This window comes from Aeromonas sp. 130281, from assembly GCF_056642115.1.
Map to the genome: position 1 here is coordinate 334,585 of NZ_JBWVQS010000004.1, position 24,050 is coordinate 358,634.

General features: G+C 61.2%; 22 protein-coding genes and 1 tRNA gene. 16 read left to right on the forward strand and 7 right to left on the reverse strand.

What is annotated here, in order from left to right; all coding sequences use genetic code 11:
• Positions 1-110: 110 nt before the first annotated feature.
• The 11 genes from pyrG (at position 111) to rpoS (ending at position 10,104) form a co-directional block, all read left to right on the forward strand.
• Positions 111-1,748: a glutamine hydrolyzing CTP synthase gene (gene pyrG / locus AC1IN8_RS13530; protein WP_139434027.1), complete on the forward strand. Its 1,638-nt coding sequence runs from the start codon at positions 111-113 to the stop codon at positions 1,746-1,748.
• A gap of 89 nt (positions 1,749-1,837) precedes the next feature.
• Positions 1,838-3,136, forward strand: coding sequence for a phosphopyruvate hydratase (gene eno / locus AC1IN8_RS13535; RefSeq protein WP_139434028.1), 1,299 nt, complete (start codon positions 1,838-1,840; stop codon positions 3,134-3,136).
• 287 nt (positions 3,137-3,423) lie between these two features.
• Entirely contained in the window at positions 3,424-3,741 is a 318-nt protein-coding gene (ftsB, locus tag AC1IN8_RS13540) for a cell division protein FtsB (RefSeq protein WP_025328246.1), read from the forward strand.
• Positions 3,734-4,444 carry a 2-C-methyl-D-erythritol 4-phosphate cytidylyltransferase gene (gene ispD, locus AC1IN8_RS13545; RefSeq protein WP_319914105.1) on the forward strand — a complete coding sequence of 237 codons (711 nt, stop codon included), beginning with the start codon at positions 3,734-3,736 and terminating at the stop codon, positions 4,442-4,444. Before ftsB ends, ispD begins: the two co-directional genes overlap by 8 nt.
• Before the next feature lie 79 nt (positions 4,445-4,523).
• The gene (gene ispF / locus AC1IN8_RS13550) at positions 4,524-5,000 is read left to right on the forward strand and encodes a 2-C-methyl-D-erythritol 2,4-cyclodiphosphate synthase (protein ID WP_479759137.1); all 477 of its coding nucleotides are present in this window, start codon (positions 4,524-4,526) and stop codon (positions 4,998-5,000) included.
• Positions 5,000-6,058 (forward strand): tRNA pseudouridine(13) synthase TruD, encoded by a 1,059-nt coding sequence (gene truD, locus AC1IN8_RS13555; protein WP_479759214.1) that lies wholly within the window; start codon positions 5,000-5,002, stop codon positions 6,056-6,058. The genes ispF and truD overlap by 1 nt, the downstream gene beginning before the upstream one ends.
• On the forward strand, positions 6,039-6,800 hold the full coding sequence (gene surE / locus AC1IN8_RS13560) for a 5'/3'-nucleotidase SurE (protein ID WP_202047199.1): 762 nt from the start codon (positions 6,039-6,041) through the stop codon (positions 6,798-6,800). The genes truD and surE overlap by 20 nt, the downstream gene beginning before the upstream one ends.
• A gap of 4 nt (positions 6,801-6,804) precedes the next feature.
• A complete protein-coding gene (locus AC1IN8_RS13565) occupies positions 6,805-7,422 on the forward strand; it encodes a protein-L-isoaspartate(D-aspartate) O-methyltransferase (RefSeq protein WP_005332743.1) in 618 nt (205 codons plus the stop codon).
• Positions 7,419-8,000 carry a YqaA family protein gene (locus tag AC1IN8_RS13570; protein ID WP_162519102.1) on the forward strand — a complete coding sequence of 194 codons (582 nt, stop codon included), beginning with the start codon at positions 7,419-7,421 and terminating at the stop codon, positions 7,998-8,000. Before AC1IN8_RS13565 ends, AC1IN8_RS13570 begins: the two co-directional genes overlap by 4 nt.
• A gap of 9 nt (positions 8,001-8,009) precedes the next feature.
• Complete coding sequence (locus AC1IN8_RS13575) at positions 8,010-9,074, forward strand: LysM peptidoglycan-binding domain-containing protein (RefSeq protein WP_479759140.1); 1,065 nt, start codon at positions 8,010-8,012, stop codon at positions 9,072-9,074.
• 46 nt (positions 9,075-9,120) lie between these two features.
• The gene (rpoS, locus tag AC1IN8_RS13580) at positions 9,121-10,104 is read left to right on the forward strand and encodes an RNA polymerase sigma factor RpoS (RefSeq protein WP_043131996.1); all 984 of its coding nucleotides are present in this window, start codon (positions 9,121-9,123) and stop codon (positions 10,102-10,104) included.
• An 87-nt stretch (positions 10,105-10,191) separates the two neighbouring features.
• Here rpoS and tsaD read toward each other — a convergent pair whose 3' ends face one another.
• Positions 10,192-11,205 (reverse strand): tRNA (adenosine(37)-N6)-threonylcarbamoyltransferase complex transferase subunit TsaD, encoded by a 1,014-nt coding sequence (gene tsaD / locus AC1IN8_RS13585; protein ID WP_043131995.1) that lies wholly within the window; start codon positions 11,203-11,205, stop codon positions 10,192-10,194.
• Positions 11,206-11,384: 179 nt separating this feature from the next.
• On the opposite strand from tsaD, the gene rpsU reads away from it, so the two are divergent.
• The 5 genes from rpsU (at position 11,385) to AC1IN8_RS13610 (ending at position 16,269) form a co-directional block, all read left to right on the forward strand.
• The gene (gene rpsU / locus AC1IN8_RS13590; RefSeq protein ID WP_005309452.1) at positions 11,385-11,600 is read left to right on the forward strand and encodes a 30S ribosomal protein S21; all 216 of its coding nucleotides are present in this window, start codon (positions 11,385-11,387) and stop codon (positions 11,598-11,600) included.
• Between the two features lie 15 nt (positions 11,601-11,615).
• Positions 11,616-12,059, forward strand: coding sequence for a GatB/YqeY domain-containing protein (locus AC1IN8_RS13595; protein ID WP_202047197.1), 444 nt, complete (start codon positions 11,616-11,618; stop codon positions 12,057-12,059).
• Positions 12,060-12,147: 88 nt separating this feature from the next.
• Positions 12,148-13,935: a DNA primase gene (gene dnaG, locus AC1IN8_RS13600; protein WP_479759142.1), complete on the forward strand. Its 1,788-nt coding sequence runs from the start codon at positions 12,148-12,150 to the stop codon at positions 13,933-13,935.
• Between the two features lie 183 nt (positions 13,936-14,118).
• Positions 14,119-16,014, forward strand: a complete 1,896-nt coding sequence (gene rpoD, locus AC1IN8_RS13605) for an RNA polymerase sigma factor RpoD (RefSeq protein ID WP_289976629.1) — start codon at positions 14,119-14,121, stop codon at positions 16,012-16,014.
• A gap of 178 nt (positions 16,015-16,192) precedes the next feature.
• Positions 16,193-16,269, forward strand: a tRNA-Ile gene (locus AC1IN8_RS13610).
• A gap of 48 nt (positions 16,270-16,317) precedes the next feature.
• On the opposite strand, the gene AC1IN8_RS13615 is transcribed toward AC1IN8_RS13610, so the two are convergent.
• The 6 genes from AC1IN8_RS13615 to purH form a co-directional block, all read right to left on the reverse strand.
• Entirely contained in the window at positions 16,318-16,788 is a 471-nt protein-coding gene (locus tag AC1IN8_RS13615; RefSeq protein WP_479759144.1) for a tetratricopeptide repeat protein, read from the reverse strand.
• A gap of 136 nt (positions 16,789-16,924) precedes the next feature.
• Positions 16,925-19,501: an alpha amylase C-terminal domain-containing protein gene (locus tag AC1IN8_RS13620; RefSeq protein WP_479759217.1), complete on the reverse strand. Its 2,577-nt coding sequence runs from the start codon at positions 19,499-19,501 to the stop codon at positions 16,925-16,927.
• Between the two features lie 288 nt (positions 19,502-19,789).
• Entirely contained in the window at positions 19,790-20,344 is a 555-nt protein-coding gene (locus tag AC1IN8_RS13625) for a cytochrome b/b6 domain-containing protein (protein ID WP_479759146.1), read from the reverse strand.
• Positions 20,325-20,699 carry a cytochrome b562 gene (locus AC1IN8_RS13630; RefSeq protein ID WP_025328232.1) on the reverse strand — a complete coding sequence of 125 codons (375 nt, stop codon included), beginning with the start codon at positions 20,697-20,699 and terminating at the stop codon, positions 20,325-20,327. Before AC1IN8_RS13630 ends, AC1IN8_RS13625 begins: the two co-directional genes overlap by 20 nt.
• Before the next feature lie 356 nt (positions 20,700-21,055).
• Positions 21,056-22,345 carry a phosphoribosylamine--glycine ligase gene (purD, locus tag AC1IN8_RS13635; protein WP_319916422.1) on the reverse strand — a complete coding sequence of 430 codons (1,290 nt, stop codon included), beginning with the start codon at positions 22,343-22,345 and terminating at the stop codon, positions 21,056-21,058.
• A 102-nt stretch (positions 22,346-22,447) separates the two neighbouring features.
• A complete protein-coding gene (gene purH / locus AC1IN8_RS13640; RefSeq protein ID WP_479759148.1) occupies positions 22,448-24,040 on the reverse strand; it encodes a bifunctional phosphoribosylaminoimidazolecarboxamide formyltransferase/IMP cyclohydrolase in 1,593 nt (530 codons plus the stop codon).
• Positions 24,041-24,050: the final 10 nt, after the last annotated feature.

The following is a 24,050-nucleotide window of genomic DNA, read 5'->3' on the forward strand; positions in this document are numbered from 1 at the left end:
ATAGATTTTTGTTCATTGTTTGGGAGAGGGGGTTTTGGTATACTGTTTCCCCGTCCTGCTTCATCCCCGAAGCACCCCTTAAAATTCCCTAAACTTCTTTCAGGTTCAGCATGACGACAAAATATATTTTTGTAACTGGTGGCGTTGTTTCATCCCTCGGCAAAGGCATTGCCGCAGCTTCTCTGGCAGCCATTCTGGAAGCCCGTGGTCTGGATGTGACCATCATGAAACTGGACCCCTATATCAACGTGGATCCGGGCACCATGAGCCCGACCCAGCACGGTGAAGTGTTCGTAACCGAGGACGGGGCCGAGACCGATCTGGATCTGGGCCACTACGAGCGTTTCATCCGCACCAAGATGACCCGTCGCAACAACTTCACCACCGGCCGCATCTATGCCGACGTGCTGCGCAAAGAGCGTCGTGGTGACTATCTGGGCGCCACCATCCAGGTCATCCCGCACATCACCAACGCCATCAAGGAGCGGGTGATTGCCGGCGCCGAAGGCCATCAGGTGGCCATCGTCGAAGTGGGCGGTACCGTGGGCGACATCGAGTCCCTGCCGTTCCTCGAAGCCATTCGTCAGCTGGCTGCCGAAGTGAGCCGCGACAATGCCATGTTCATGCACCTGACCCTGGTGCCTTACCTGGCCGCCGCCGGCGAGGTGAAGACCAAGCCGACCCAGCACTCCGTCAAAGAGCTGCTCTCCATCGGGATCCAGCCAGACGTGCTGATCTGCCGCTCCGATCGCGCCATCCCGGCCAACGAGCGTGCCAAGATCGCCCTGTTCTGCAACGTGCCAGAGCGCGCCGTCATCTCCATGAAGGACGTCGACTCCATCTACAAGATCCCGGCCCTGCTCAAGTCCCAGAATCTGGATGACTACTTCATCGCCCGCTTCGGCCTGGAGTGCAAGGAAGCCGATTTGTCCGAGTGGGAGCAGGTGGTCTATGAAGAGGCCAACCCGACTGCAGAAGTGACCATCGGCATGGTCGGCAAGTATGTCTCCCTGCCGGATGCCTACAAGTCCGTCAACGAGGCGCTCAAGCACGGTGGTCTGAAGACCCGTCTCTCCGTCAACATCAAGTACATCGACTCCCAGGACATCGAGACCCGTGGCTCCGAGCTGCTGGAAGGTCTGGACGCCATCCTGGTGCCGGGTGGCTTCGGTGAGCGTGGCGTGGAAGGCAAGATCCTGGCCGCCCAGTATGCCCGTGAGAACAAGATCCCTTATCTGGGTATCTGCCTCGGCATGCAGGTTGCCATGATCGAATTTGCTCGCAACGTAGCGGGCATGGCCGGTGCTCACTCCTCCGAATTCAAGAAAGATTGCGCCTATCCGGTCGTCGGCCTCATCACCGAGTGGGTGGATGAAGAGGGCAACGTCGAGACCCGTACCGAGAAATCCGATCTGGGCGGCACCATGCGCCTGGGTTCCCAGCTCTGCCACCTGGTGGAAGGCTCCAAGGTGCGCCAGATGTACGGCAGCCCGACCATTTACGAGCGCCACCGTCACCGTTATGAGGTGAACAACAAGCTGCTGCCGCAGATCGAAGCGGCCGGCTTGAAGGTGACCGGTCTCTCCGCCGACAAGAAGCTGGTGGAAATTATCGAGATTCCGGATCACCCTTGGTTCGTGGCGGCGCAGTTCCACCCGGAGTTCACCTCGACTCCCCGTGATGGCCACGCCCTGTTCGCCGGTTTTGTGAAGGCGGCAGGCGAGTATCAGAAGCGTAATTTGAAGTAATTGAAAATAAATGCGGTTGGGGCTCTGTGCCGCAGCCGCTTTTTTTGGCATATTTTTGTTGTTTTTTTACGAAACCTGAGGAAATACACATGTCCAAGATCGTTAAAGTGATCGGTCGTGAAATCATCGACTCCCGTGGTAACCCGACCGTTGAGGCCGAAGTTCACCTGGAAGGTGGTTTTGTTGGTATGGCAGCCGCTCCGTCTGGCGCGTCCACCGGTTCCCGCGAAGCGCTGGAACTGCGTGACGGCGACAAGAGCCGTTTCCTGGGTAAAGGCGTGCTGAAAGCCATCGAAGCCGTCAACGGCCCGATTGCTCAGGCTCTGCTGGGTAAAGATGCCAAGGACCAGGCCACCGTTGACCAGATCATGATCGACCTCGACGGTACCGAGAACAAATCCAAGTTCGGCGCCAACGCCATCCTGGCCGTTTCCCTGGCTAACGCCAAAGCCGCTGCTGCTGCCAAGGGCCTGCCGCTGTACGCCCACATCGCCGAGCTGAACGGCACCCCGGGTGTCTACTCCATGCCGCTGCCCATGATGAACATCATCAACGGTGGTGAGCACGCCGACAACAACGTCGACATCCAGGAGTTCATGATCCAGCCGGTTGGCGCCAAGACCCTGAAAGAAGCCATCCGCATGGGTGCCGAGGTCTTCCACAACCTGGCCAAGGTACTGAAGTCCAAGGGCTACGCCACTGCAGTGGGCGACGAAGGCGGTTTCGCACCTAACCTGAAGTCCAACGCCGAAGCGCTGGAAGTGATCGCCGAAGCCGTTGCCGCTGCCGGTTACAAGCTGGGCACCGACATTACCCTGGCCATGGACTGCGCTGCTTCCGAGTTCTACGACGCAGAGAAGAAAGAGTACAACCTGAAGGGCGAAGGTCGTATCTTCACCTCCAACGAGTTCTCCGACTACCTGGCCGACCTGACCACCAAGTTCCCGATCGTCTCCATCGAAGATGGCCTGGACGAATCTGACTGGGAAGGCTTCGCCTACCAGACTGCTGAACTGGGCAAGAAAATCCAGATCGTGGGTGACGACCTGTTCGTAACCAACACCAAGATCCTGAAGCGCGGCATCGACAACGGCATCGCCAACTCCATCCTGATCAAGTTCAACCAGATCGGTTCCCTGACCGAAACTCTGGCTGCCATCAAGATGGCCAAGGACGCTGGCTACACCGCCGTCATCTCCCACCGCTCCGGTGAAACCGAAGACGCGACTATCGCCGACCTGGCCGTGGGTACCGCTGCTGGCCAGATCAAGACCGGTTCCATGAGCCGTTCTGACCGTGTTGCCAAGTACAACCAGCTGATCCGTATCGAAGAAGCCCTGGGTGCCAAGGCTCCGTTCCGCGGTCTGAAAGAAGTCAAAGGCCAGTAATTACTGCCTGCAATTCTTAAGCTGTTGAAAAGCCCCGCCATTCTGGCGGGGCTTTTTTGTATCCGTCGCCACCCCATTGTCAGGCCCGCCGCTGAGCGGCGGCGGTTTTCCTGTGGTTGCCGCTAACCTGGCGCCAAGGCCGTCGTCCTGGGAACTGCGCGGTTTTTTGGCCCTCGTCTGCGGGGCCCCGTCATCTTTTTTAGTCCCCCGCCCCGTCTGGCACACCGGCTTTCTTTTGTCTTGCCTGCGAATATGGGAAACTAGGCCGCTTGAAGGAGACTCAGTGCATGCGGCTACTCACTCTTATCCTGCTCCTCCTCTTGGGAGGGCTGCAATATGACTTCTGGCTGGGGAAAAACGGCCTATCCGATTATCGGGAGCTCTCCAATGCCATCGAGCGGCAACAGCAGGACAATCTGGTTCTCAAGGACCGCAACAACCTGATTTACCGGGAGATCGACGATCTGACCTCGGGCCTTGAGGCCATCGAGGAGCTGTCGCGCAACGATCTTGGCTACATCAAGCAGGGCGAGACCTTCTACCGGATCATTCCCAAAGACAAAGACCAAGCAACGGAGCCGGACGGCGTCCCCTACGATGACTGATTGCCACAGCGGGCTGACCGCCATAGTTCCGGCCGCCGGTATCGGCAGCCGCATGGGAGCAGACTGCCCCAAGCAGTACCTGACACTGGCAGGGAAGACCATCCTGGAGCATACGCTCGGCTGTTTACTGTCCCATCCGGCCATAGCCCGGGTGATAGTGGCGCTGGCGCCCCACGACCGCTGGTTTGAGACGTTGGCCGTGGCCGCCGATCCCCGGGTGCTGCGAGTGGAAGGGGGAAGCGAGCGCGCCTTCTCCGTGCTCAATGCATTGCATGTGGCAGAGGGGAAGTGGGTACTGGTGCATGACGCCGCCCGTCCCTGTCTGACCCAGGGGGATCTCGATGCCCTGATAGCCAGTGCCATGGCGTGCGATGGCGCCATCCTCGGCAGCCGGGTGCGTGACACCATGAAACGCACCGACGGGGCTGGCAACATAGTGGCGACCGTCGAGCGCGAACAGCTCTGGCATGCCCTGACGCCGCAGATGTTTCCCACCGGCACCCTGAAGCGGGCGCTGGAGGAGGGGCTGGCCCTGGGGGCCCTCATCACAGACGAAGCCTCCGCCATGGAGCGCGCCGGTTTTACCGTGAAGATGGTGGAGGGGCGTGCCGACAACATCAAGGTGACCCGCCCGGAAGATCTCTCCCTGGCCGAGCTCTTTTTACAACAACAGAGTGCGCGCCAGCAGGCGCGACCCGATTGACCCGCAGAGGGGCCCGCATGATCCGCATTGGACATGGTTTTGATGAGACAGATTTCTGTGTATTGAGGGGGGAGCAGGCATGATGCGAATTGGACATGGTTTTGACGTGCACAAGTTTGGCGGGGTTGGCCCCTGCATGCTGGGTGGCGTCCCGGTACCCTATGAGCAGGGCCTGCTGGCACACTCCGATGGCGATGTGGTGCTGCACGCGGTGAGCGATGCCCTGCTCGGTGCCATAGGTGCCGGCGATATCGGCCGCCACTTCCCCGATACCGCGGCCGAGTTCAAGGGGATCGACAGCCGCATCCTGCTGCGGGACGTCTTTGCCCTGGTACAGCAGGCGGGCTACGCCATCGGCAACCTGGATGTGACCATCATCGCCCAGGCCCCCAAGATGGCGCCCCATATCGCGGCCATGTGCGCCGTGCTGGCAGCCGATCTGCAATGTGATTTGAACCGGGTGAATGTCAAGGCGACCACCACAGAACAACTCGGGTTTACGGGGCGCAAGGAAGGGATCGCCACCGAAGCCGTCGTCTTACTGGTGAAACAATGATGCTGGAACAGCTGAGCTATCTGCACGGGGCGCCCACTGCCCGCGGCATCCTCAAGGCCGAGGCCGCCGACTTCGTGGTGAATGAAGATCTCGGCTTCGAACCCTGCGGGGAGGGGGAGCACATCTTCGTGCGGGTGCGCAAAACCGGCGAGAACACCGCCTGGGTGGCGGGCCTGCTGGCCGATGCGGCCGGCGTCAATCGCAATGCGGTGACCTGGGCTGGCCTGAAAGATCGCCACGCGGTGACCGAGCAGTGGTTCGGCATTCATCTGCCGGGCAAGGGCGAACCGGATCTCTCTGTCATCCAGAGCGACAGCATCCAGATCCTGCAGGCCAAGCGCCACAACAAGAAGCTGCGGGTTGGCTACCTCAAGGGCAACTACTTCACCCTGCGCCTCACCGGTCTGGAACAGGCAGGCGATCTGGAAGCCCGGCTGCAGGCCATCGCCACTCAGGGCGTGCCCAATTACTACGGCGAGCAGCGCTTTGGCCGGGATGGCAACAACCTGGACGCGGCCAAGGCGATGTTTGCCGGCAAGCGGATCAAGGATCGCAACAAGCGCTCCCTCTATCTCTCCGCCGCTCGCAGCATGCTGTTCAACGCCATCGTCAGCGCCCGCATCGAGCAGGGGCTGGCACATCAGCTGCTGGCCGGCGACTGCGTGATGCTGAAAGGGAGCCACTCCATCTTCAGTGAAGAGGTGCTCACCCCCGAGCTGGAGGCGCGCCTCGCCTCTGGCGACGTGCAGCTCACCGCCCCCCAGTGGGGCCGTGGCCGGCTGGCGAGCCAGGGTGCCGCCGCCGAGTTTGAACAGGCGGTGCTGGCTCCTTACGCCGAATGGTGTGACGGGCTGGAGAAGGCCGGACTGGATCAGGACAGGCGTCCGCTGCTGCTCAAGCCGGAGCAGATGAGCTGGCAGCTGGATGGCGAGGTGCTGACCCTCTCCTTCTTCCTGCCGGCCGGTGCCTTTGCCACCAGCGTGGTGCGCGAGTTAATGCAGGCCGAAGAGGCCGATCACGGTTTCAGGAACCCAACCGATGCGAATTCTGGTCAGTAATGACGATGGAGTACATGCCGAGGGCATTCGTGCCCTCAGCGAGGCGTTGACTGCCTGCGGCGAAGTCATTGTGGTGGCGCCGGATCGCAACCGCAGCGGCGCGAGTCACTCCCTGACGCTGGAAGTGCCGCTGCGGGTTACACGCCTTGGCGAAACCGGCTTTAATGGCAGCGAGAGCTATGCGGTGAAGGGTACCCCGACCGACTGCGTGCACCTGGCGGTCAACGAGCTGGTGCGCCCGGAGCCGGACATGGTGGTGGCCGGGATCAACCACGGCGCCAACCTGGGGGACGATGTCATCTACTCGGGTACTGTCGCGGCGGCCACCGAGGGGCGCCACCTCGGCTTCCCCTCCATCGCCATTTCTCTAGTGGGCAAGACCCATTTCGCCACGGCGGCCCACTACGCGGCCCTGCTGGTGAAGGGGCTGATGAAACATCCCCTGCCTGCCGATCGGATCCTCAACGTCAACGTGCCGGACCTGCCCCTCGAACAGATCAAGGGGATCAGGGTGACCCGCCTTGGCAACCGCCATCCCGCCGAGTCGGTGATCCGCAGCGAGGATCCCCGTGGCCAGCCCATCTACTGGATAGGCCCCCCCGGCAGCCAGCAGGATGCGGGAGACGGCACGGATTTCGCCGCCATCGAGCAAGGTTATGTCTCCATCACCCCGTTGACCATCGACATGACTGCCTATGACAGTCTGGCGAGTCTGGGTGCCTGGCTGGATCTGCAGGGATGACGTTGTGATAGTACAGCGCCTGTTGAATCAACTGATTGCCCAGGACATTCGTGATTTCCGCGTGCTCGCGGCGATTGCGAAAGTGCCGCGCCAGCTGTTTGTGGATGAAGCCATGGCCCACAAGGCCTGGGACAACACGGCCCTGCCCATCGGCCACGGCCAGACCATCTCCCAGCCCTACATAGTGGCGCGGATGACAGAGTTGCTGATCCAGAACGATCCGGCCCATGTGCTGGAGATCGGTACTGGCTCCGGCTATCAGACCGCAGTGCTGGCCCACCTGGTGGAGCATGTCTACACGGTGGAGCGGATCAAGTCGCTGCAGTTCCAGGCCCGGCGCCGGCTGCGCCAGCTCGACCTGCACAATGTCTCGGCCAAGCACGGCAATGGCTGGTTGGGCTGGCCCAACAAGGGACCGTTCGATGCCATCCTGGTGACGGCCGCGGCGAGCGAGGTGCCCAAGGCCCTGACCGATCAGCTGGCCGAAGGGGGGCGTCTGGTGCTGCCGGTGGGGGATAGTCAGCAGACTCTGCAGCTGATCGAGCGATCCGGCTCCCAGCTGACCAGCCGGATCCTGGAGCCGGTGCGTTTTGTCCCTCTGATTGACGGAGATGTGGAGTGAAGTTGTTTTCCCGTTTGTACGTACTGGTGATGCAGTGGGCCCGCCACAAGCACGCCCCCTGGTACCTCTCCATCACCGCCTTTATCGAGTCGGTGTTCTGGCCGATCCCGGTGGACGTGATGCTGGCCCCGATGGCGCTCGCCAAGCCGCACAAGGCGTGGCACTACGCCGGGTTGGCAACCCTCTTCTCTGTGCTGGGGGCGCTGTTTGGTTATGCCCTTGGCTATGCCCTGTGGGAGCCCGTGGTCCAGCCGCTGGTGGTCTCCGTCGGCTATGAAGACAAGATGGCGCTGGCCGAGCAGTGGTTCACGCAGTGGGGGATCTGGGTGATTTTTATTGCCAGTTTCACGCCGATCCCCTACAAGGTGTTTACCGTCACGGCAGGCTTGCTTCATATGGCGCTACTGCCATTTATCGTGACCTCCCTCATCGGTCGTGGCATGCGCTTCTTCCTGGTCGCGGGCCTGATGCGATGGGGGGGTGAGAAGATGGAGCGCAAGCTGATGCACTATGTGGATGTGCTCGGCTGGCTCTGTATTGGTTTGGCCATTGCGGCCTATTTCTGGTTTAGTCGTTAAGGATCCACTATGCGTTCGCGTGTTTGGCAAGGAAGTAGTGTCGTCGTGTTGTCATGGCTACTGCTTGCCTGCTCTTCCAGCAAGACTGCTGCCCCGGTACAGAGTCTCGGCAATGACCCCATTGCTTCGACCATCCCGACTCGTCAAAACATGGCCAATTCGGGCATGCAGGGTGGCAGTTACACAGTGGTGAAGGGGGATACCCTGTACTCCATCGCATTCCGTTCGGGCATGGATGTCGCCTCTCTGGTCAGCCTCAACGGGATCAGCCCCCCCTACAACATCTATCCGGGCCAGCAGCTCAGGCTGGATGGCTCTTCCGGCGCCGTGGTCAGCACCGGCATGGCGATGAGCCGCCCTGTCACAAGCGGCAACGGCACCTATGAGGTGCGCCGTGGCGATACCCTGAGCAGCATAGGCCGCCAGTTCAATGTCTCCAATCAGACGCTGGCACAGCGCAACAACCTGCAGGCACCCTATTCGCTCCATGTTGGCCAGGTGCTCAACGTGGGGGCGAGTGCGGCGGCAGGCGGCCAGATGGTGGCGGCGACCGCACCGTCGGTGACCAGCTCCGGACTCAAACCCATGGCGACGGCACCGGCAGGTACGACCACCCCATTTATTGCTCAGAAAACGATTGCTCCTGCATCGTCAACAGCATACGCTCAGGCGAAAGAACAAAAAAACATCAGTTCCCAGTCAACTCTCTCCTGGCATTGGCCAGCTAAGGGACGGATAGTCGAAGGCTTCTCCGTTGCGGAACAGGGCAACAAGGGCATCGACATCTCCGGCCAGAAGGGCCAGCCCGTTTACGCCGCCAGCGGCGGTAAAGTGGTCTACGCGGGCAGTGCACTCAGGGGTTACGGCAAGCTGATTATTCTCAAGCACAACGATGACTATCTCTCTGCTTACGCCCACAACGACGAGTTGAGGGTCAGGGAGGGAGACTCCGTCAAAGGCGGAGCCGTTATCGCCAACATGGGTAGCACGGATGCGCCGGATGTGCGCCTGCACTTTGAAATCCGGTACAAAGGCAAGTCAATCAACCCGATGGGCTACTTGCCAAAGCGTTAACCCAGAGAGCTAGGTCTTACTCTGGTTCAGGTCAGGGAGACATATCATGAGCCAAGAACAACTGGTAATGCAGGATGCAGAGTTAGAGTTCGACGAAGAGCTGGAGGCCCAGGAGGAAGAAGAGGTTCAGGAGGTTGCCGCCGAGGCTGAGGAGACCATCTCCGATGAGCTCATGGTGCCGGAACTGAACAAGGTGATGGACGCCACCCAGCTCTATCTGGGGGAGATCGGCTTCTCCCCCCTGCTCACCGCCGAAGAGGAAGTCTATTACGCCCGTCGTGCCCTGCGCGGTGACAAAGCCGCGCGCAAGCGCATGATCGAGTCCAACCTGCGCCTGGTGGTCAAGATTGCCCGGCGCTACAACAATCGCGGCCTGGTGCTGCTGGATCTCATCGAAGAGGGCAACCTCGGTCTCATCCGCGCGGTCGAGAAGTTCGACCCGGAGCGCGGCTTCCGTTTCTCCACCTATGCCACCTGGTGGATCCGCCAGACCATAGAGCGGGCCATCATGAACCAGACCCGCACCATCCGGCTGCCGATCCATGTGGTCAAGGAGCTGAACGTCTATCTGCGCACCGCGCGCGAACTCTCCCACCGTCTCGACCATGAACCCACCGCCGAAGACATCGCCTTCGCGCTGGATCGCTCGGTCGACGATGTGAACCGCATGCTCAAGCTCAATGAGAAGATCACTTCGGTGGATACCCCCATCGGCGGCGATCGCGACAAGGCCCTGCTCGACGTCCTCTCCGATGAGCGAGGCATGGGGCCAGAGCTGGAGTCCCAGGAAGATGACATGCGCAGCAGCATAGTCCACTGGTTGGAAGAGCTGAATCCCAAGCAGCGTGAGGTGCTGGCTCGCCGCTTCGGCCTGCTCGGTTACGAGCCGGCGACGCTCGAAGACGTGGGGGCCGAGATTGGCCTGACCCGGGAGCGGGTGCGCCAGATCCAGGTCGAGGGGTTGCGCCGCCTGCGGGAGATCCTGCTGGGGCAGGGGCTCTCCATCGAGGCTCTGTTTAGAACCAATTGATCCGAACCAGCCGACGGCTGTTATGTCGAGGGCAGACACAACAAAGGGGCCTGAGGCCCCTTTTTCATTGCGAGAGGATCCTTGGGATCACACGGGATCCAGGGTATCCAGCGGCCAGCGCGGCACCGCCTTGACCACCAGCGGCTCGAACACGCCTGCCTTGAGGCGTTGCATGCCGGCATAGGCGATCATGGCGCCGTTGTCGGTGCAATACTCGGTGCGCGGATAGAACACCTCGCCCTTGAGGCTCTCCATCAGCTCGGCCAGCTGGGCGCGCAGATGACGGTTGGCGCTGACGCCCCCGGCCACCACCAGGCGCTTGAGCCCGGTCTCTTTCAAGGCGCGGCGGCACTTGATGGCCAGGGTGTCGACCACAGCATCCTCAAACGCCCGGGCGATGTCGGCACGGGTCTGCTCATCGTCACCGTTGGCGGCTATGGTGTTGGCGGCAAAGGTCTTGAGGCCGGAGAAGCTCATGTCGAGGCCGGGTCTGTCGGTCATGGGGCGGGGGAAGGTGAAGCGTCCCGTGGTGCCCTTCTCGGCCAGACGGGAGAGCAGGGGACCGCCCGGGTAGTCCAGTCCCATCAGCTTGGCGGTCTTGTCGAAGGCCTCGCCGGCGGCATCGTCGATGGATTCTCCCAGCAGCTGATAACTGCCGATGCCGTCGACCCGCACCAGCATGGAGTGACCGCCGGAGACCAGCAGCGCCACGAAGGGGAACTCGGGGGCCCGCTCCTCCAGCATGGGGGCCAGCAGGTGGCCCTCCATATGGTGCACCGCCACGGCGGGTTTACCCCAGGCCATGGCGAGGGAGCGGCCTATGGTCGCCCCCACCAGGATGGCGCCAACCAGACCCGGTCCCGCAGTGTAGGCGATGCCGTCGATGTCATCTTTACCCAGTCCCGCCTCTTGCAATGCGGCCTGGATCAAGGGGATCGTCTTGCGGACGTGATCCCGGCTGGCGAGCTCGGGGACGACGCCACCGTAGTCCGCATGCAGCTTGACCTGGCTGTACAACTGGTGGGAAAGGATCCCTTTTTGATCGTCGAAGATCGCGATCCCGGTTTCGTCACAGGATGTCTCTATGCCCAATACACGCATTGCTAAAAAATTTCACTGCTAAAATGAGACGGCTATGGTAACCTTCGCGGGTTTTTTAAACCAGAGCGATCTCTGCGGGTTTACTTTCATTCCCTGTCCAGAGTATAATTTCGCACCATTTTAAGACATGCTGATCGATTGAAGGTCAGCTAACCATATATCACTGAGGTGAAAGGCACATGCCAGTAATCAAAGTCCGTGAAAATGAGCCGTTTGACGTTGCTCTGCGTCGCTTCAAGCGTTCTTGCGAAAAGGCCGGTATCCTGTCTGAAGTTCGTAGCCGTGAGTTCTACGAGAAGCCGACTACCATTCGCAAGCGTGCCAAAGCGTCTGCCGTCAAGCGTCACGCCAAGAAGCTGTCCCGCGAAAACGCACGTCGTATCCGCCTGTACTAATCGGGGGATCATGCCGTGTCTCTGAAGGATCGACTCAAGGATCAACAAAAACTCGCCATGCTGGCCAAAGACAAGGCCCGCTTGGGAGCGATCCGTTTGTTGATGGCAGAAATCAAGCAGCGTGAAGTCGATACCCGTGTCGAGCTCAATGATGAGGATATCCTCGCTGTCGTGACCAAGATGGTCAAACAGCGCCGTGATTCCATCAGCCAATTTGAAGCTGCCGGTCGTCAGGATCTTGCCGACAAAGAGTCCGCCGAGATCCTGGTGCTGCAGGAATTCCTGCCGCAACAGCTGACCGCAGAGGAAATTGCCGTGTTGATCGAGCAAGCCATCACCGAAAGTGGGGCTGCCGTCATGGCGGACATGGGCAAAGTCATGGCTGTCTTGAAGCCGAAAATTCAGGGGCGTGCCGATGTCGGCGCCGTCAGTGCTCAGGTGAAAACCCGCTTGGCGTAACAGGCATTTCTCTTGTTAGTCGAAAGAAGCCGTGCTTCCCTGTGAATGCGCGGCTTTTTTATTTTCTCTGCAGTGAAACAGGACGGTTATGGCAGGCAGGATCCCACAATCCTTTATCGATGATCTGCTCGTACGCACAGACATAGTCGAGCTGATCGACTCGCGAGTGCGGCTGAAGAAGGCTGGCAAGAACTATCAGGCTTGTTGTCCTTTTCATAACGAAAAAAGCCCCTCTTTCACCGTCAGTCAGGAGAAGCAGTTCTACCACTGCTTCGGTTGCGGTGCTCACGGCAATGCCATCGGCTTTGTCATGGAGTACGACGGACTCGAATTCCCGGACGCCATCGAAGAGCTCGCCAGCATGCAGGGCATGCAGGTGCCTCGCGAGCAGAGCCTGGGCGGTTCTGGCAGTGCCCAACCCGCCGTCAGCAAGGATCTGTTCGAGCTGATGAACCAGATTGCCCGCTTCTACGAGAGCAATCTCAAGAGTGCTCCCCATGCGGTGGAGTACCTCAAAGGGCGCGGTCTGACCGGTGAAGTGGTCAAACGATTCAATATTGGCTATGCCCCCAGCGACTGGGATCAGGTGAGGCGCCGTTTTGGGGCCAGCCGGGATCACGAGCAGTTGCTTATCTCCGGCGGCATGTTGATTCCCCGAGACAGCGGCCCTGGCAGCTACGATCGTTTCCGCGATCGCATCATGTTCCCCATCCGTGACAAGCGGGGTCGGGTCATCGGCTTCGGTGGCCGGGTGCTGGGGGACGGCACTCCCAAGTACCTCAACTCCCCTGAAACCCCCATCTTCCACAAGGGGCGTGAACTGTTCGGCCTCTACGAGGTGAAGCAGGCACACAAGGATCCTCGCCGGATCTTGGTGGTGGAAGGCTACATGGACGTGGTGGCGCTCGGTCAGTACGACATCGACTATGCGGTTGCCGCGCTGGGCACCGCCACCACCAGCGACCATATCCACACCTTGTTTCGCACCACGGCCGAGGTGGTCTGCTGTTACGATGGCGACAACGCCGGTCGTGAGGCGGCCTGGCGGGCGCTGGACAACGCACTCTCCCATCTGCAGGACGGGCGCGAACTCAAATTCGTGTTCCTGCCCGATGGGGAGGATCCCGATTCTCTGGTCCGCCAGATCGGCAAGGAGGGGTTTGAGGCCTTGCTGGACGAGGCCCAGCCCTTCGCCGATTTCATGTTCGAGCGTCTGGGGCGGGATGCCGCCCTCTCTGGCGAGGCGGGTAAGTTTGAAGTGGCCAACAAGGCTGCCGAACTGATCCGCCGCGTGCCGGAGGGCTTTACCCGGGAAGGATTGATCACCCGGCTCTCCAGCATGATGCGTTGGGGGGAGAACAAGCAGCGGATCGCCGAGCTGTTTGCCCGCAATAGCCAGCCCAAGGGTGAAGTCAGCAAGCCCAAGGCCGCCAAACTGACCCCCATTCGCCGGGCACTGGCTCTGATGGTGCAATATCCGGCGGTGACAGCCGAACTGCCGGCCATGCCGGAACTGGCTGGGCTGCGGGTGCAGGGCATCAAGTTCCTGCTGCAGCTGCATCAGCAGATCCTGACTCAGCCAGGGATCACTACCGGCATCCTGCTGGAGCACTGGCGCGGCACCAAGGAAGGAGAGATCCTGGCTCAGCTGGCCATGCACGACCTGTTTGAAGAGATCAAGCTCGACCAAGAGCCGGATATTCTGGGAGAATTGCAGGATACCTTCGTCGGTTTCATCAACCAGTTTCTGAAGCAACGAATCGAAGAATTGCAGGCCAAGGTGGCTCAGGAAGGGCTAAGCTCTGAGGAAACACAGGAGCTGATGATGCTGATCAGAGAGGTACAGATTGAGAAAAGAAATGAGAGCGGGGCTTGATATTTGAGTGATTAGTCCCAATATGAATACCGTTGCCCGAATCGACGGGATTAAAAGCAAACATTTTATAACCGCCTGGCCCCGACAATACTGCGGGCAGGGGTTTCTCATGACCGACGCCGCAACCAGACATAGCATGTCTGGCGGTTTTCTATTAGAATTGGCTATTTGCGCAGCAGCGCACTGTACGCGCAACCTAGCAACACCAACCGGATGAGTTCTATGGAGCAAACCCCGCAGTCTCAGCTTAAACTCCTCGTTGCCAAAGGTAAAGAACAGGGCTACCTGACCTATGCCGAGGTGAACGATCACCTCCCGCAAGACATTGTCGACTCTGACCAGATCGAAGACATCATCCAGATGATCAACGATATGGGTATCCAGGTAGTGGAAAACGCCCCGGACGCCGATGATCTGATCATGGCCGAAGGTGGTACCGCCGATGAGGACGCTGCCGAAGCAGCGGCCCAGGCTCTGGCATCTGTTGAATCTGAGATTGGTCGCACGACCGATCCCGTCCGCATGTACATGCGGGAAATGGGCACCGTCGAACTGCTGACCCGTGAAGGCGAAATCGACATCGCCAAACGGATCGAGGACGGTATCAATCAGGTACAAAGCTCCGTTGCCGAGTACCCTGAAGCCATCACTTACCTGCTCGAACAGTACGACAAGTACGAAGCCGAGCAACTGCGTCTGTCCGACATCATCTCCGGCTTTATCGATCCGAACGAAGCGGACGACGTGGCGCCGACCGCCACTCACATCGGCTCCGAACTCAGTGAAGACGATCTCGCTGACGAAGACGAAGATGAAGACGAGGATGAAGACGAAGACGGCGACAGCTCCGACGACGACGGGGACGGTGGTCCGGATCCGGAAGTCGCCCGCGAGAAGTTCGGCGAGCTGCGTGCCCAGTACGAAGTCACCCGTCTCTCCATCCAGAAGAATGGTCGCGCCCACGACGACACCCAGGCTGCCATCGCCCAGCTGGCCGATGTGTTCCGTCAATTCCGCCTGATGCCCAAGCAGTTTGATCGCCTGGTCAACAACATGCGGGAGATGATGGAGCGGGTTCGCGTGCAGGAACGCATCATCATGAAGCTCTGCGTTGAGCAGGCCAAGATGCCGAAGAAGACCTTCGTCGCGGCCTTCACCAACAACGAGTGCGAGACTGCCTGGTTTGAATACCAGAAGCAGGCTGGCAAGGCCTGGTCTCCCCGTCTGCTCGAGATGGACGAAGAAGTGCTGCGTTCCATCGGCAAGTTGCAGCAGATCGAAGAAGAGACCGGTCTGTCCATCGCCCAGATCAAGGACATCAACCGTCGCATGAGCATTGGTGAGGCCAAGGCCCGCCGTGCGAAGAAAGAGATGGTCGAGGCCAACTTGCGTCTGGTTATCTCCATCGCCAAGAAGTACACCAACCGTGGTCTGCAGTTCCTGGATCTGATCCAGGAGGGCAACATAGGTCTGATGAAGGCTGTGGACAAGTTTGAATACCGTCGTGGCTACAAGTTCTCGACCTATGCCACCTGGTGGATCCGTCAGGCCATTACCCGCTCCATCGCGGATCAGGCCCGTACCATCCGTATCCCGGTGCACATGATCGAGACCATCAACAAGCTCAACCGTATCTCCCGCCAGATGCTGCAGGAGATGGGTCGCGAACCGAACCCGGAAGAGCTGGCCATGCGCATGGGCATGCCGGAAGACAAGATCCGCAAGGTACTGAAAATCGCCAAGGAGCCCATCTCCATGGAGACGCCCATCGGTGATGATGAAGACTCCCACTTGGGCGACTTCATCGAAGATACCACGCTCGCCCTGCCGGCGGATGCGGCGACCAGCGAGAGCCTGCGCAACGCCACCCGCGAAGTGCTGGCCGGTCTGACCGCCCGCGAAGCCAAGGTGCTGCGGATGCGTTTCGGTATCGACATGAACACTGACCACACCCTCGAGGAAGTGGGCAAGCAGTTCGACGTCACCCGTGAGCGTATTCGTCAGATCGAAGCCAAGGCACTGCGCAAACTGCGCCACCCGAGCCGCTCGGAAGTGCTGCGTAGCTTCCTGGACGAATAGTCCTGAGGCACCGCCTGAACTTGTCTCAAAAGCCCCGCCATGCGGGGCTTTGTTTTATCCGGCAGCCTGAGTGCAAAAGATTAGCGGATTAGTGGACAAAAACTCGCCAAGTGGTTGATCTGACTATGGACGGCTTATCCCACATCCCCTATAATCCACGCCGCAAAACCAAGATTCTGGCCCCTTAGCTCAGTTGGTTAGAGCAGTCGACTCATAATCGATTGGTCGCCCGTTCAAGTCGGGCAGGGGCCACCACATTCAGACAAAGCCGCTCATCATGAGCGGCTTTGTCGTTTCTGGCGTTCACCAGCGCCGGTCGAGATCGGCGGCGTAGAGTGCCATGGCGCGCCTGTAGGGGACGAGGGCAGGATCTGCGGTCGTCTCGGCCAGCACCCCCAGCAAGGTCTCCATCCCCTCCTTGTGGTGCCCCAGGTTGTAGCTGGTCATGGCACGGAACACCCTGAACTCGGTGGCATCCGGAAAGCGGGCCAGGGCCTCGTCGAAAGTGGCCAGCGCCTCGGCATATTGCCCGGTGCAGCGATAGGAGCTGCCAAGGCCGAGCCAGGCGCCGCGCAAGGAGGCCTCACTCAGTCCCAGCCTGATGGCCTTCTGGTAGAGAGGGATGGCCTGGGCCTCGCGCCCCTGCATGTCGTGCAGGCTGGCCACTTCATAATGCAGTTCGGCGTGTTGCGGGTGCTCGATGAGTTGCAGCAGGCCGTGCTGGCGGGCTTCTTCGATCCGTCCCTCGGCCTTGAGGGTTTCCAATAGTTTCATATGCGCTCCTGCATGGGGATGAAGGATCAGTATGCCTGCCGACGGGCTGGCGGGGAACCGGCCATGGGGCCATGAAAAAGGCCTCCCGCCGATGGCGGGAGGCCTGGTTCAGAATGCCCTGGGCGTATGTCCAGCCTTACTGGGCGCTCAGGTTGTAGGCCAGTGTCTGGTCGTTGAAGCGCACCACATAGGCGCCGACCGCCGCCGTGGTGATGTCGGCTCCGGCCAGCTCGGCCACGCCGTCCTTGTTGGTGTCGCCGTAGTTCTGGGTCCAGTCACCCTTGACGTCGAACTTGAAGCGCTGGCCGCCGTTGCCATCCCCGCTGCCGGTGAAGGTGACGCCGGCCTGCCACTGGTGATCCCCCACCAGCGTCATGGGGGTGGTGCCCCAGCCATTGGTGGTGCCACGGATGTTGAGGCTGGCGACATTACTGGCATAGCCGACGCTGACCGGGGTCAGGCTGTATTGCAGGGTCTGGTCGTTGAAGCGCACCCGGTACTGGCCGCTGACCGGGGTCAATATGTCTGCGCCCCCCAGCTCGGCCACGCCATCCTTGTTGGTGTCGCCATAGTTCTGGGTCCAGTCACCCTTGACGTCGAACTTGAAGCGCTGGTTGGCCTGGCCGTCGAAGGTGGCCAATGCCTCCCACTGATTGTCGGCAACCAGCGTCATGGCAAGGGATCCCCAGGCATTGGGGGTGCCACGCAGGTGCAGGGTGGGCAGCACGCTGTTGTAGGCACCGTTGCTGTCGGTGACTGTCACAGTGGCGCTGGCACTGGCGGTCAGCCCCTCGGCATCGGTGACTGTCAGGGTGACAACATGGGTGCCCGGGATATCGAACTGGACTGTCTCAGTGGGGGCGCTGCCGCCGGTGGACCAGCTGTAGCTCGCCACGCCTTCATCATCGGTGGAGGCGGAGCCATCGAACACCACGCTCTCTCCCGTCTTGACGCTGAGGACCTTGGGGGAGAGGGCGGCGACCGGTGCCTGGTTGCTGGCGAGGGGGGTGATCGTGTAGCGCAGATCGCTCTCGCTCAGGGTGATGCGGTAGCTGCCCGCCCCGCTGACCAGGATATCCTTGCTGCTGCCCTTGTCGGCGATGCCGTCCCCTTCGTTGTCACCATAGTTCTCGGTCCAGTTGCCGAAGACGTCGAACTTGAAGCGCTGGGCGCCGGTGGCGTCACCGCTGCCGGTCAGGGTCAGGGTGGCGGACCAGACACGGTTGGCATCGACTGTCATGGGGGTGTTGCCCCAGGCGTTATGGGTGCCGCGCAGGTTCATGCTGCTGAACTTGTTGCCCGGCAGGGCGCTGCCGCCGCAGGGGCTGGCCTTGGTGCAGCCGGCGATGATGGCGGCCGCCTTCATGGCGGGCACGTTCAGGCTGGCCTTGCCGCTGCCGTCGACGGTGACATAGCCCCCGCTGCAGTAGTCATTGCCCCCCAGGAGGTTGCAGTACTCGCCCGCCGGCAGGCCGGTCTGCACCGAGGCCACCAGGCTGCCGCTCTCGTTGTTGATGGCGACGAAGCCCTTGTCACCGCGGCCGAAGGCTATCTGGTTGTTGCCGTTGTCCCACCAGTGACTGACAGCTTGCCCCTCGGTCCTGTTGTGGAACATGGCCATGTTCATGATGGTCGGGCGACGCTGTTCGCAGTTCCATTGGCCGTCTGTGCAGGGCGTGCTGCCCGGCGCCCCCTTGTCGGTTTCATAGGTACCCATGTTCTCGAAGCGATAGCCCGACATCACCTGCTTCCAGCCATAGGGCCAGGCCATCATGAAGGTGTTGGCCAGCTCATAGCGGGCACCGCTCATGAAGGTGAGCATGCCGCCGCCACCGTGGCCGCGCTCGCGGTCGTGGTTGACCACGAAGACGAAGGCCTTGTTGGAGGGAAGCAGGCCCCAGCTCTCGCCGAGGGTCTTGAGGTTCTTGATCTGGCCGTTGAAGTTGGCAGCGAGATCCATGCCGTATTTGAAGTCGGTGACGGTATCGATATAGGTGTAGCGACCCGGCTGGATGTCCGCCGATTCTCCCCCGGCGCCTATCACCTCCAGGTAGGCCTTGGGGCTGCCCGCCTTGTCGAGAATGGCCTTCACCTCGCCGGGAGCCATGTGCTTGGCCGCATCGATACGAAAGCCCGCCACGCCCCAACCCAGCAGGGTCTTCATGTAGGTGGCTATCTGATCCTGCACGTAGGGAGAGCCGGTATTGAGATCCGGCATGCCGTAGAGGGCGCCGTTCCAGACGTTGTTGCTGTCGCCGTAGTTGGTGATGTCACCGCTGTGGTGGAAGTCGTTGTAGCCGAACTGGGGATACTGATATTGCCCCGAGTTGTAGCTGCCACCACCGGTGGCGGTTCCGGTGCCCGAGGCCAGCTGGTTGAAGACGGCGTCTGCATAGACCTTGACCCCGGCCGCGTTGCAGCGGGTGATCATGCTCCTCAGTTCCGCCTCGCTGCCGCCGAAGCTGTTGAAGTTCTTGAAGCTGACTGGCTGGTAGACGGTCCACCAGACCTGGCTCCCCTGCTTGTGCTCGGCGGGCGGGGTGATCTGGACACCGCCGAATCCCTTGGGACCGAGCACTGTCTCGCACTCGTTGGCGATGTCGTTGAACTTCCATTGGAACAGGTGGACCATGACCCCTTCGGCGGCGGCTGTGTGGCTGAATGAGCCCAGCACCGCGGCGAGCATGGCGGTTCGAAACACTGTGTTGTGCATGACGATTTTCCCTTCGATCTTGTTATTCACGTGTCACTGTCATCATGTCGAACGGACCACAAACAACCTCGTTCGGCTCTGTAGCATTCATGAAATCGAGGAGATTGAAAATCGTACAGCCGGGATTAGTTAAGAAGTGTGAATGAAAATGCTTTCATGGCGGCGTGGCAAAAGAGGGGGGGAGGCGTCACGCCGTTGAGGGGGTAAACCGATGCGACCGCCAGTAAGAGGTGGTCTTGCGGCCGGACCGGCGGGACAGGAAGACGGGCACAGTGGTGCCCGTCTGCTTCAGGAATGGGGTTCCTGCTGGTGTTGAGACACCCTGCGCCGGCGGCGGGGCAGCATGCGGGTCACCAGGTTGCTGCGCTGACGCCAGGAGGTGTAGACGATGGCGCACAGGTGCAGGGCTATCATGGCCTGCAGCGCCCAGGTACACCATTCGTGCCAGTCGTCTGCCCCCAGCTCGAAGCCGGTCTCTGTGTTCTGGAACCAGCCGCTGCCGGCGGTCGCCAGCACCAGCAGCCAGAGTGCCCAGACCGCCAGCTTGCCGCTGCCATGATGGCCGGGCGCTGCGGGGGCGCGCTCGCGCAGCGCCTCGGCCTGCTGGCGGAAATCGTCCCGGCTCGGGATCAGGGCGCTCAGGCGGGCATGGCCCCGTGCCAGGGTGAGCCCCCACAGCAGGCGCAAGCCGATCAGGACCATGGCGCCATAGCCCAGCCACTCATGCCACTCCTCGCCCGCCTCGTTGAGCCAGAGGTTGCCGATGCAGACCGCTGCCACACCCCAGTGGGTGAGGCGGACCAGACCATCCCAGTGGAAGGGATCAGCCTTTCTGCTTGGCATATTGGTGGTACTCCTTCTTCAGGTCGTTGACCTTGGCCAGGTGGGCCTGGGCCTTCTCCTGATCACCGGCCTGCAGGGCCGCCAGGCTGGCATCCAGCTCGCTCTGCACCTTGTTCATGCCCTCGAGGAACTTCTCCTTCTTGGCAGCCGGCATGTTTCTCTCTTTGGCCACATCGAGCTGAGCCTTCATCTCCTTGATGTGTTTCTCCATGGTGGCCGCATCATCTGCCTTGACGGCCTGCTTGTAGTTGAAGCCGATCTTCTTCATCGGCTGCTCCAGATCGCCGGCCATGGCGGGCAGGGTCATCAGGCCAAACATCAGGGGCAGCAGCAGGGGACGCACAGTTTTCAACATGGGATTTCCTTATGAGACGACGAGATTGCAGGTTCTTATGGCACTCATTTGAGTGCGGTATCATACAGCATGATGCCATGAAAGCGGGGCAATTGTATGGGGAAAGTGCGACCAATTGTGACGAAATGTGTGCATTGTGCTGTACATATGTAGTCAGAAGGGGATGAGCCGGGAGCGGAAACAAGCGGTAACCCGGGGCCTTGGACCCGAGGCGGCGAGCGGTGTCAAGGGGATGGATGCCGCCTGCCACCCCCATGCCGGGCTGGGGGGAAGTCTGGGGCCGGCAGGGTGGTTCCCGGTGGCCCGGGCAGCAAAAAGGGCCCGCAGGCCCTTGTGTTCGGTGGGGGAGGCGGCCTTTATTTGGCCTGCTCGCGCTCGATGGCGCGCCAGCCGATGTCCTTGCGGTAGAAGACACCGTCCCACTGGATGCGACCCGCCAGCTGGTAGGCGCGTTGCTGTGCCTCGGCGACGGTGTGACCCAGCGCGGTGGCGCACAGCACGCGACCACCGGCGGTGACTATGGTGTCTCCTGCCAGCTGGGAGCCGGCATGGAATACCTTCTCGCCGCTCGCCTCTTCCACCGGCAGACCGCTGATGGGCTTGCCCTGCTGGTAGTCACCGGGGTAACCACCCGCCGCCAGCACCACGCCGATGGCGACGCGGGGATCATAGATGGCTTCGACCTGATCCAGCTTGCCGGCACAGGCGGCCAGGCAGAGCTCCACCAGATCGGAGCGCATGCGCAGCATGATGGGCTGGGTCTCGGGGTCGCCGAAGCGGCAGTTGAACTCGATCACCTTGGGGTTGCCCTGGGCATCGATCATCAGGCCGGCGTAGAGGAAGCCGGTGTAGACGTTGCCCTCGGCCGCCATGCCACGCACTGTCGGCATGATCACCTGCTCCATCACTTTTTGATGCACCGCATCTGTCACCACGGGCGCCGGGGAGTAGGCCCCCATGCCGCCAGTGTTGAGGCCGGTGTCGCCGTCGCCCACCCGCTTGTGATCCTGGCTGGTGGCCATGGGCAGCACGTGCTCGCCGTCCACCATGACGATGAAGCTCGCCTCTTCCCCGTCCAGGAACTCCTCGATCACCACACGGGCACCTGCGTCGCCGAAGGCATTGCCGGAGAGCATGTCGCGCACTGCCGCTTCCGCCTCTTCGAGGGTCATGGCGACGATGACGCCCTTGCCTGCCGCCAGACCGTCAGCCTTGATGACGATGGGGGCACCCTTCTCGCGCAGGTAGGCCAGCGCCGGCTCCACCTCGGTGAAGTTCTGGTACTCGGCGGTGGGGATGGCGTGGCGCGCCAGGAAGTCCTTGGCGAAGGCCTTGGAGCCCTCCAGCTGGGCGGCGGCGGCGGTCGGGCCGAAGATGGCGAGCCCTTCGGCACGGAAGGCATCCACCACCCCTTTCACCAGGGGCGCTTCCGGCCCGACTATGGTGAGACCGATCTGCTGGGCCTTGGCGAAGGCCAGCAGGGCCTGGATGTCGGTCGCCTCGATGGCGACGTTCTCTATGCTGCCCTCATGGGCGGTGCCGGCATTGCCGGGGGCGACGAACACCCGGGTCACCATGGGGGATTGCTTGGCCTTCCAGGCCAGGGCGTGCTCACGGCCGCCGTTGCCAATGATCAGTACTTTCATCGTATCGCTCGCTTCTATTTGTGATAACCGCCTGGGGCAGCGGTTGAAAATAGTCAGTTGAAAAGAGACAACAAAAGGGCCGCCAGTGGCGGCCCTGACTCATCAGTGACGGAAATGGCGCATGTTGGTGAACACCATGCACATGCCGTGCTCGTTGGCGGCCTCGATCACCTCGTTGTCGCGCATGGAGCCGCCTGGCTGGATGACGCAGGAGATGCCCGCGGCAGCGGCGGCATCTATGCCGTCGCGGAACGGGAAGAAGGCGTCGGAGGCCATGACGGAGCCCGCCACGGTCAGCCCTTCATCCTCGGCCTTGATGCCGGCGATCTTGGCGGAGTAGACCCGGCTCATCTGGCCGGCGCCCACGCCTATGGTCTGGCCGTCTTTGGCGTAGACGATGGCGTTGGACTTGACGAACTTGGCGACCTTCCAGCAGAACAGCAGGTCCTTGAGTTCGGCCTCGGTGGGCTGACGCTGGCTGACCACGGTGAGATCCCCCAGGGTGACCATGCCGTGATCCCGCTCCTGCACCAGCAGGCCGCCGTTGACGCGTTTGAGGTCAAAGCCCTGGGCCGGGGCAGTCCACTGGCCGCACTCGAGCAGACGCACGTTCTGCTTGGCGGCGACCGCCTCGCGGGCCGCCTGGCTGATGCTGGGGGCGATGATCACCTCGACGAACTGACGGGCGACGATGGCCGCGGCGGTGGCACCATCCAGCTCGCGGTTGAAGGCGATGATGCCGCCAAAGGCGGAGGTGGGGTCGGTCTGGTAGGCGCGATCGTAGGCAGCCAGCAGATCCTCACCTATGGCAACGCCACAGGGGTTGGCGTGCTTGACGATGACGCAGGCCGGCTCGGCGAACTCCTTCACGCACTCCAGCGCCGCGTCTGTGTCGGCGATGTTGTTGTAGGAGAGCGCCTTGCCCTGCAGCTGGATGGCGCTTGCCACCGAGCCCGGTGCGGCCTGCTCTTCGGCGTAGAAGGCGGCAGCCTGGTGGCTGTTCTCGCCGTAGCGCATGTCCTGCTTCTTGATGAACTGGGCGTTGAAGGTACGCGGGAAGCGGGACTCGGCGTCACCCTCCTTGTTGTCACCGTAGGAGGGGACCAGGGTGCCGAAGTAGTTGGCTATCATGCCGTCGTAGGCGGCGGTGTGCTCGAAGGCCGCGATGGCCAGATCGAAGCGGGTAGCCAGGGTCAGGCTGTTGCCGTTGCCATCCATCTCGGCGATCACCCGGCCGTAATCGGCCGCCTTGACGACTATGGTGACGTCCTTGTGGTTCTTGGCGGCGGAGCGAACCATGGTCGGGCCGCCGATGTCGATGTTCTCGACGGCGTCTTCCAGGGTGCAACCGGGCTTGGCCACGGTGGCGGCGAAGGGATAGAGGTTGACGACGACCATGTCGATGGGGGAGATAGCGTGCTGGGCCATGATGGCGTCATCCCGGTCGCGGCGGCCGAGGATGCCACCGTGCACCTTGGGATGCAGGGTCTTGACCCGGCCGTCCATCATCTCGGGGAAGCCGGTGTAGTCGGAGACCTCGGTCACCGGCAGGCCCGCGTCGGCCAGCAGCTTGGCGGTTCCACCGGTGGAGAGCAGGGCCACGCCACGCTCGTTGAGTGCCTTGGCAAATTCCAGGATGCCAGTCTTGTCAGACACACTCAGCAGCGCACGGCGAATGGGTCGAGCTTGTTCCATCACACTATCG

Coding starts and splice junctions, on each gene's coding strand:
- AC1IN8_RS13575 (WP_479759140.1), top strand. CDS start 8,010: ATGCGTTCGCGTGTTTGGCAAGGAAGTAGTGTCGTCGTGTTGTCATGG.
- AC1IN8_RS13620 (WP_479759217.1), bottom strand. CDS start 19,501: ATGCACAACACAGTGTTTCGAACCGCCATGCTCGCCGCGGTGCTGGGC.
- truD (WP_479759214.1), top strand. CDS start 5,000: ATGCTGGAACAGCTGAGCTATCTGCACGGGGCGCCCACTGCCCGCGGC.
- rpsU (WP_005309452.1), top strand. CDS start 11,385: ATGCCAGTAATCAAAGTCCGTGAAAATGAGCCGTTTGACGTTGCTCTG.
- AC1IN8_RS13630 (WP_025328232.1), bottom strand. CDS start 20,699: ATGTTGAAAACTGTGCGTCCCCTGCTGCTGCCCCTGATGTTTGGCCTG.
- pyrG (WP_139434027.1), top strand. CDS start 111: ATGACGACAAAATATATTTTTGTAACTGGTGGCGTTGTTTCATCCCTC.
- tsaD (WP_043131995.1), bottom strand. CDS start 11,205: ATGCGTGTATTGGGCATAGAGACATCCTGTGACGAAACCGGGATCGCG.
- AC1IN8_RS13615 (WP_479759144.1), bottom strand. CDS start 16,788: ATGAAACTATTGGAAACCCTCAAGGCCGAGGGACGGATCGAAGAAGCC.
- rpoS (WP_043131996.1), top strand. CDS start 9,121: ATGAGCCAAGAACAACTGGTAATGCAGGATGCAGAGTTAGAGTTCGAC.
- dnaG (WP_479759142.1), top strand. CDS start 12,148: ATGGCAGGCAGGATCCCACAATCCTTTATCGATGATCTGCTCGTACGC.
- surE (WP_202047199.1), top strand. CDS start 6,039: ATGCGAATTCTGGTCAGTAATGACGATGGAGTACATGCCGAGGGCATT.
- ftsB (WP_025328246.1), top strand. CDS start 3,424: ATGCGGCTACTCACTCTTATCCTGCTCCTCCTCTTGGGAGGGCTGCAA.
- AC1IN8_RS13625 (WP_479759146.1), bottom strand. CDS start 20,344: ATGCCAAGCAGAAAGGCTGATCCCTTCCACTGGGATGGTCTGGTCCGC.
- ispF (WP_479759137.1), top strand. CDS start 4,524: ATGATGCGAATTGGACATGGTTTTGACGTGCACAAGTTTGGCGGGGTT.
- purH (WP_479759148.1), bottom strand. CDS start 24,040: ATGGAACAAGCTCGACCCATTCGCCGTGCGCTGCTGAGTGTGTCTGAC.
- purD (WP_319916422.1), bottom strand. CDS start 22,345: ATGAAAGTACTGATCATTGGCAACGGCGGCCGTGAGCACGCCCTGGCC.
- eno (WP_139434028.1), top strand. CDS start 1,838: ATGTCCAAGATCGTTAAAGTGATCGGTCGTGAAATCATCGACTCCCGT.
- ispD (WP_319914105.1), top strand. CDS start 3,734: ATGACTGATTGCCACAGCGGGCTGACCGCCATAGTTCCGGCCGCCGGT.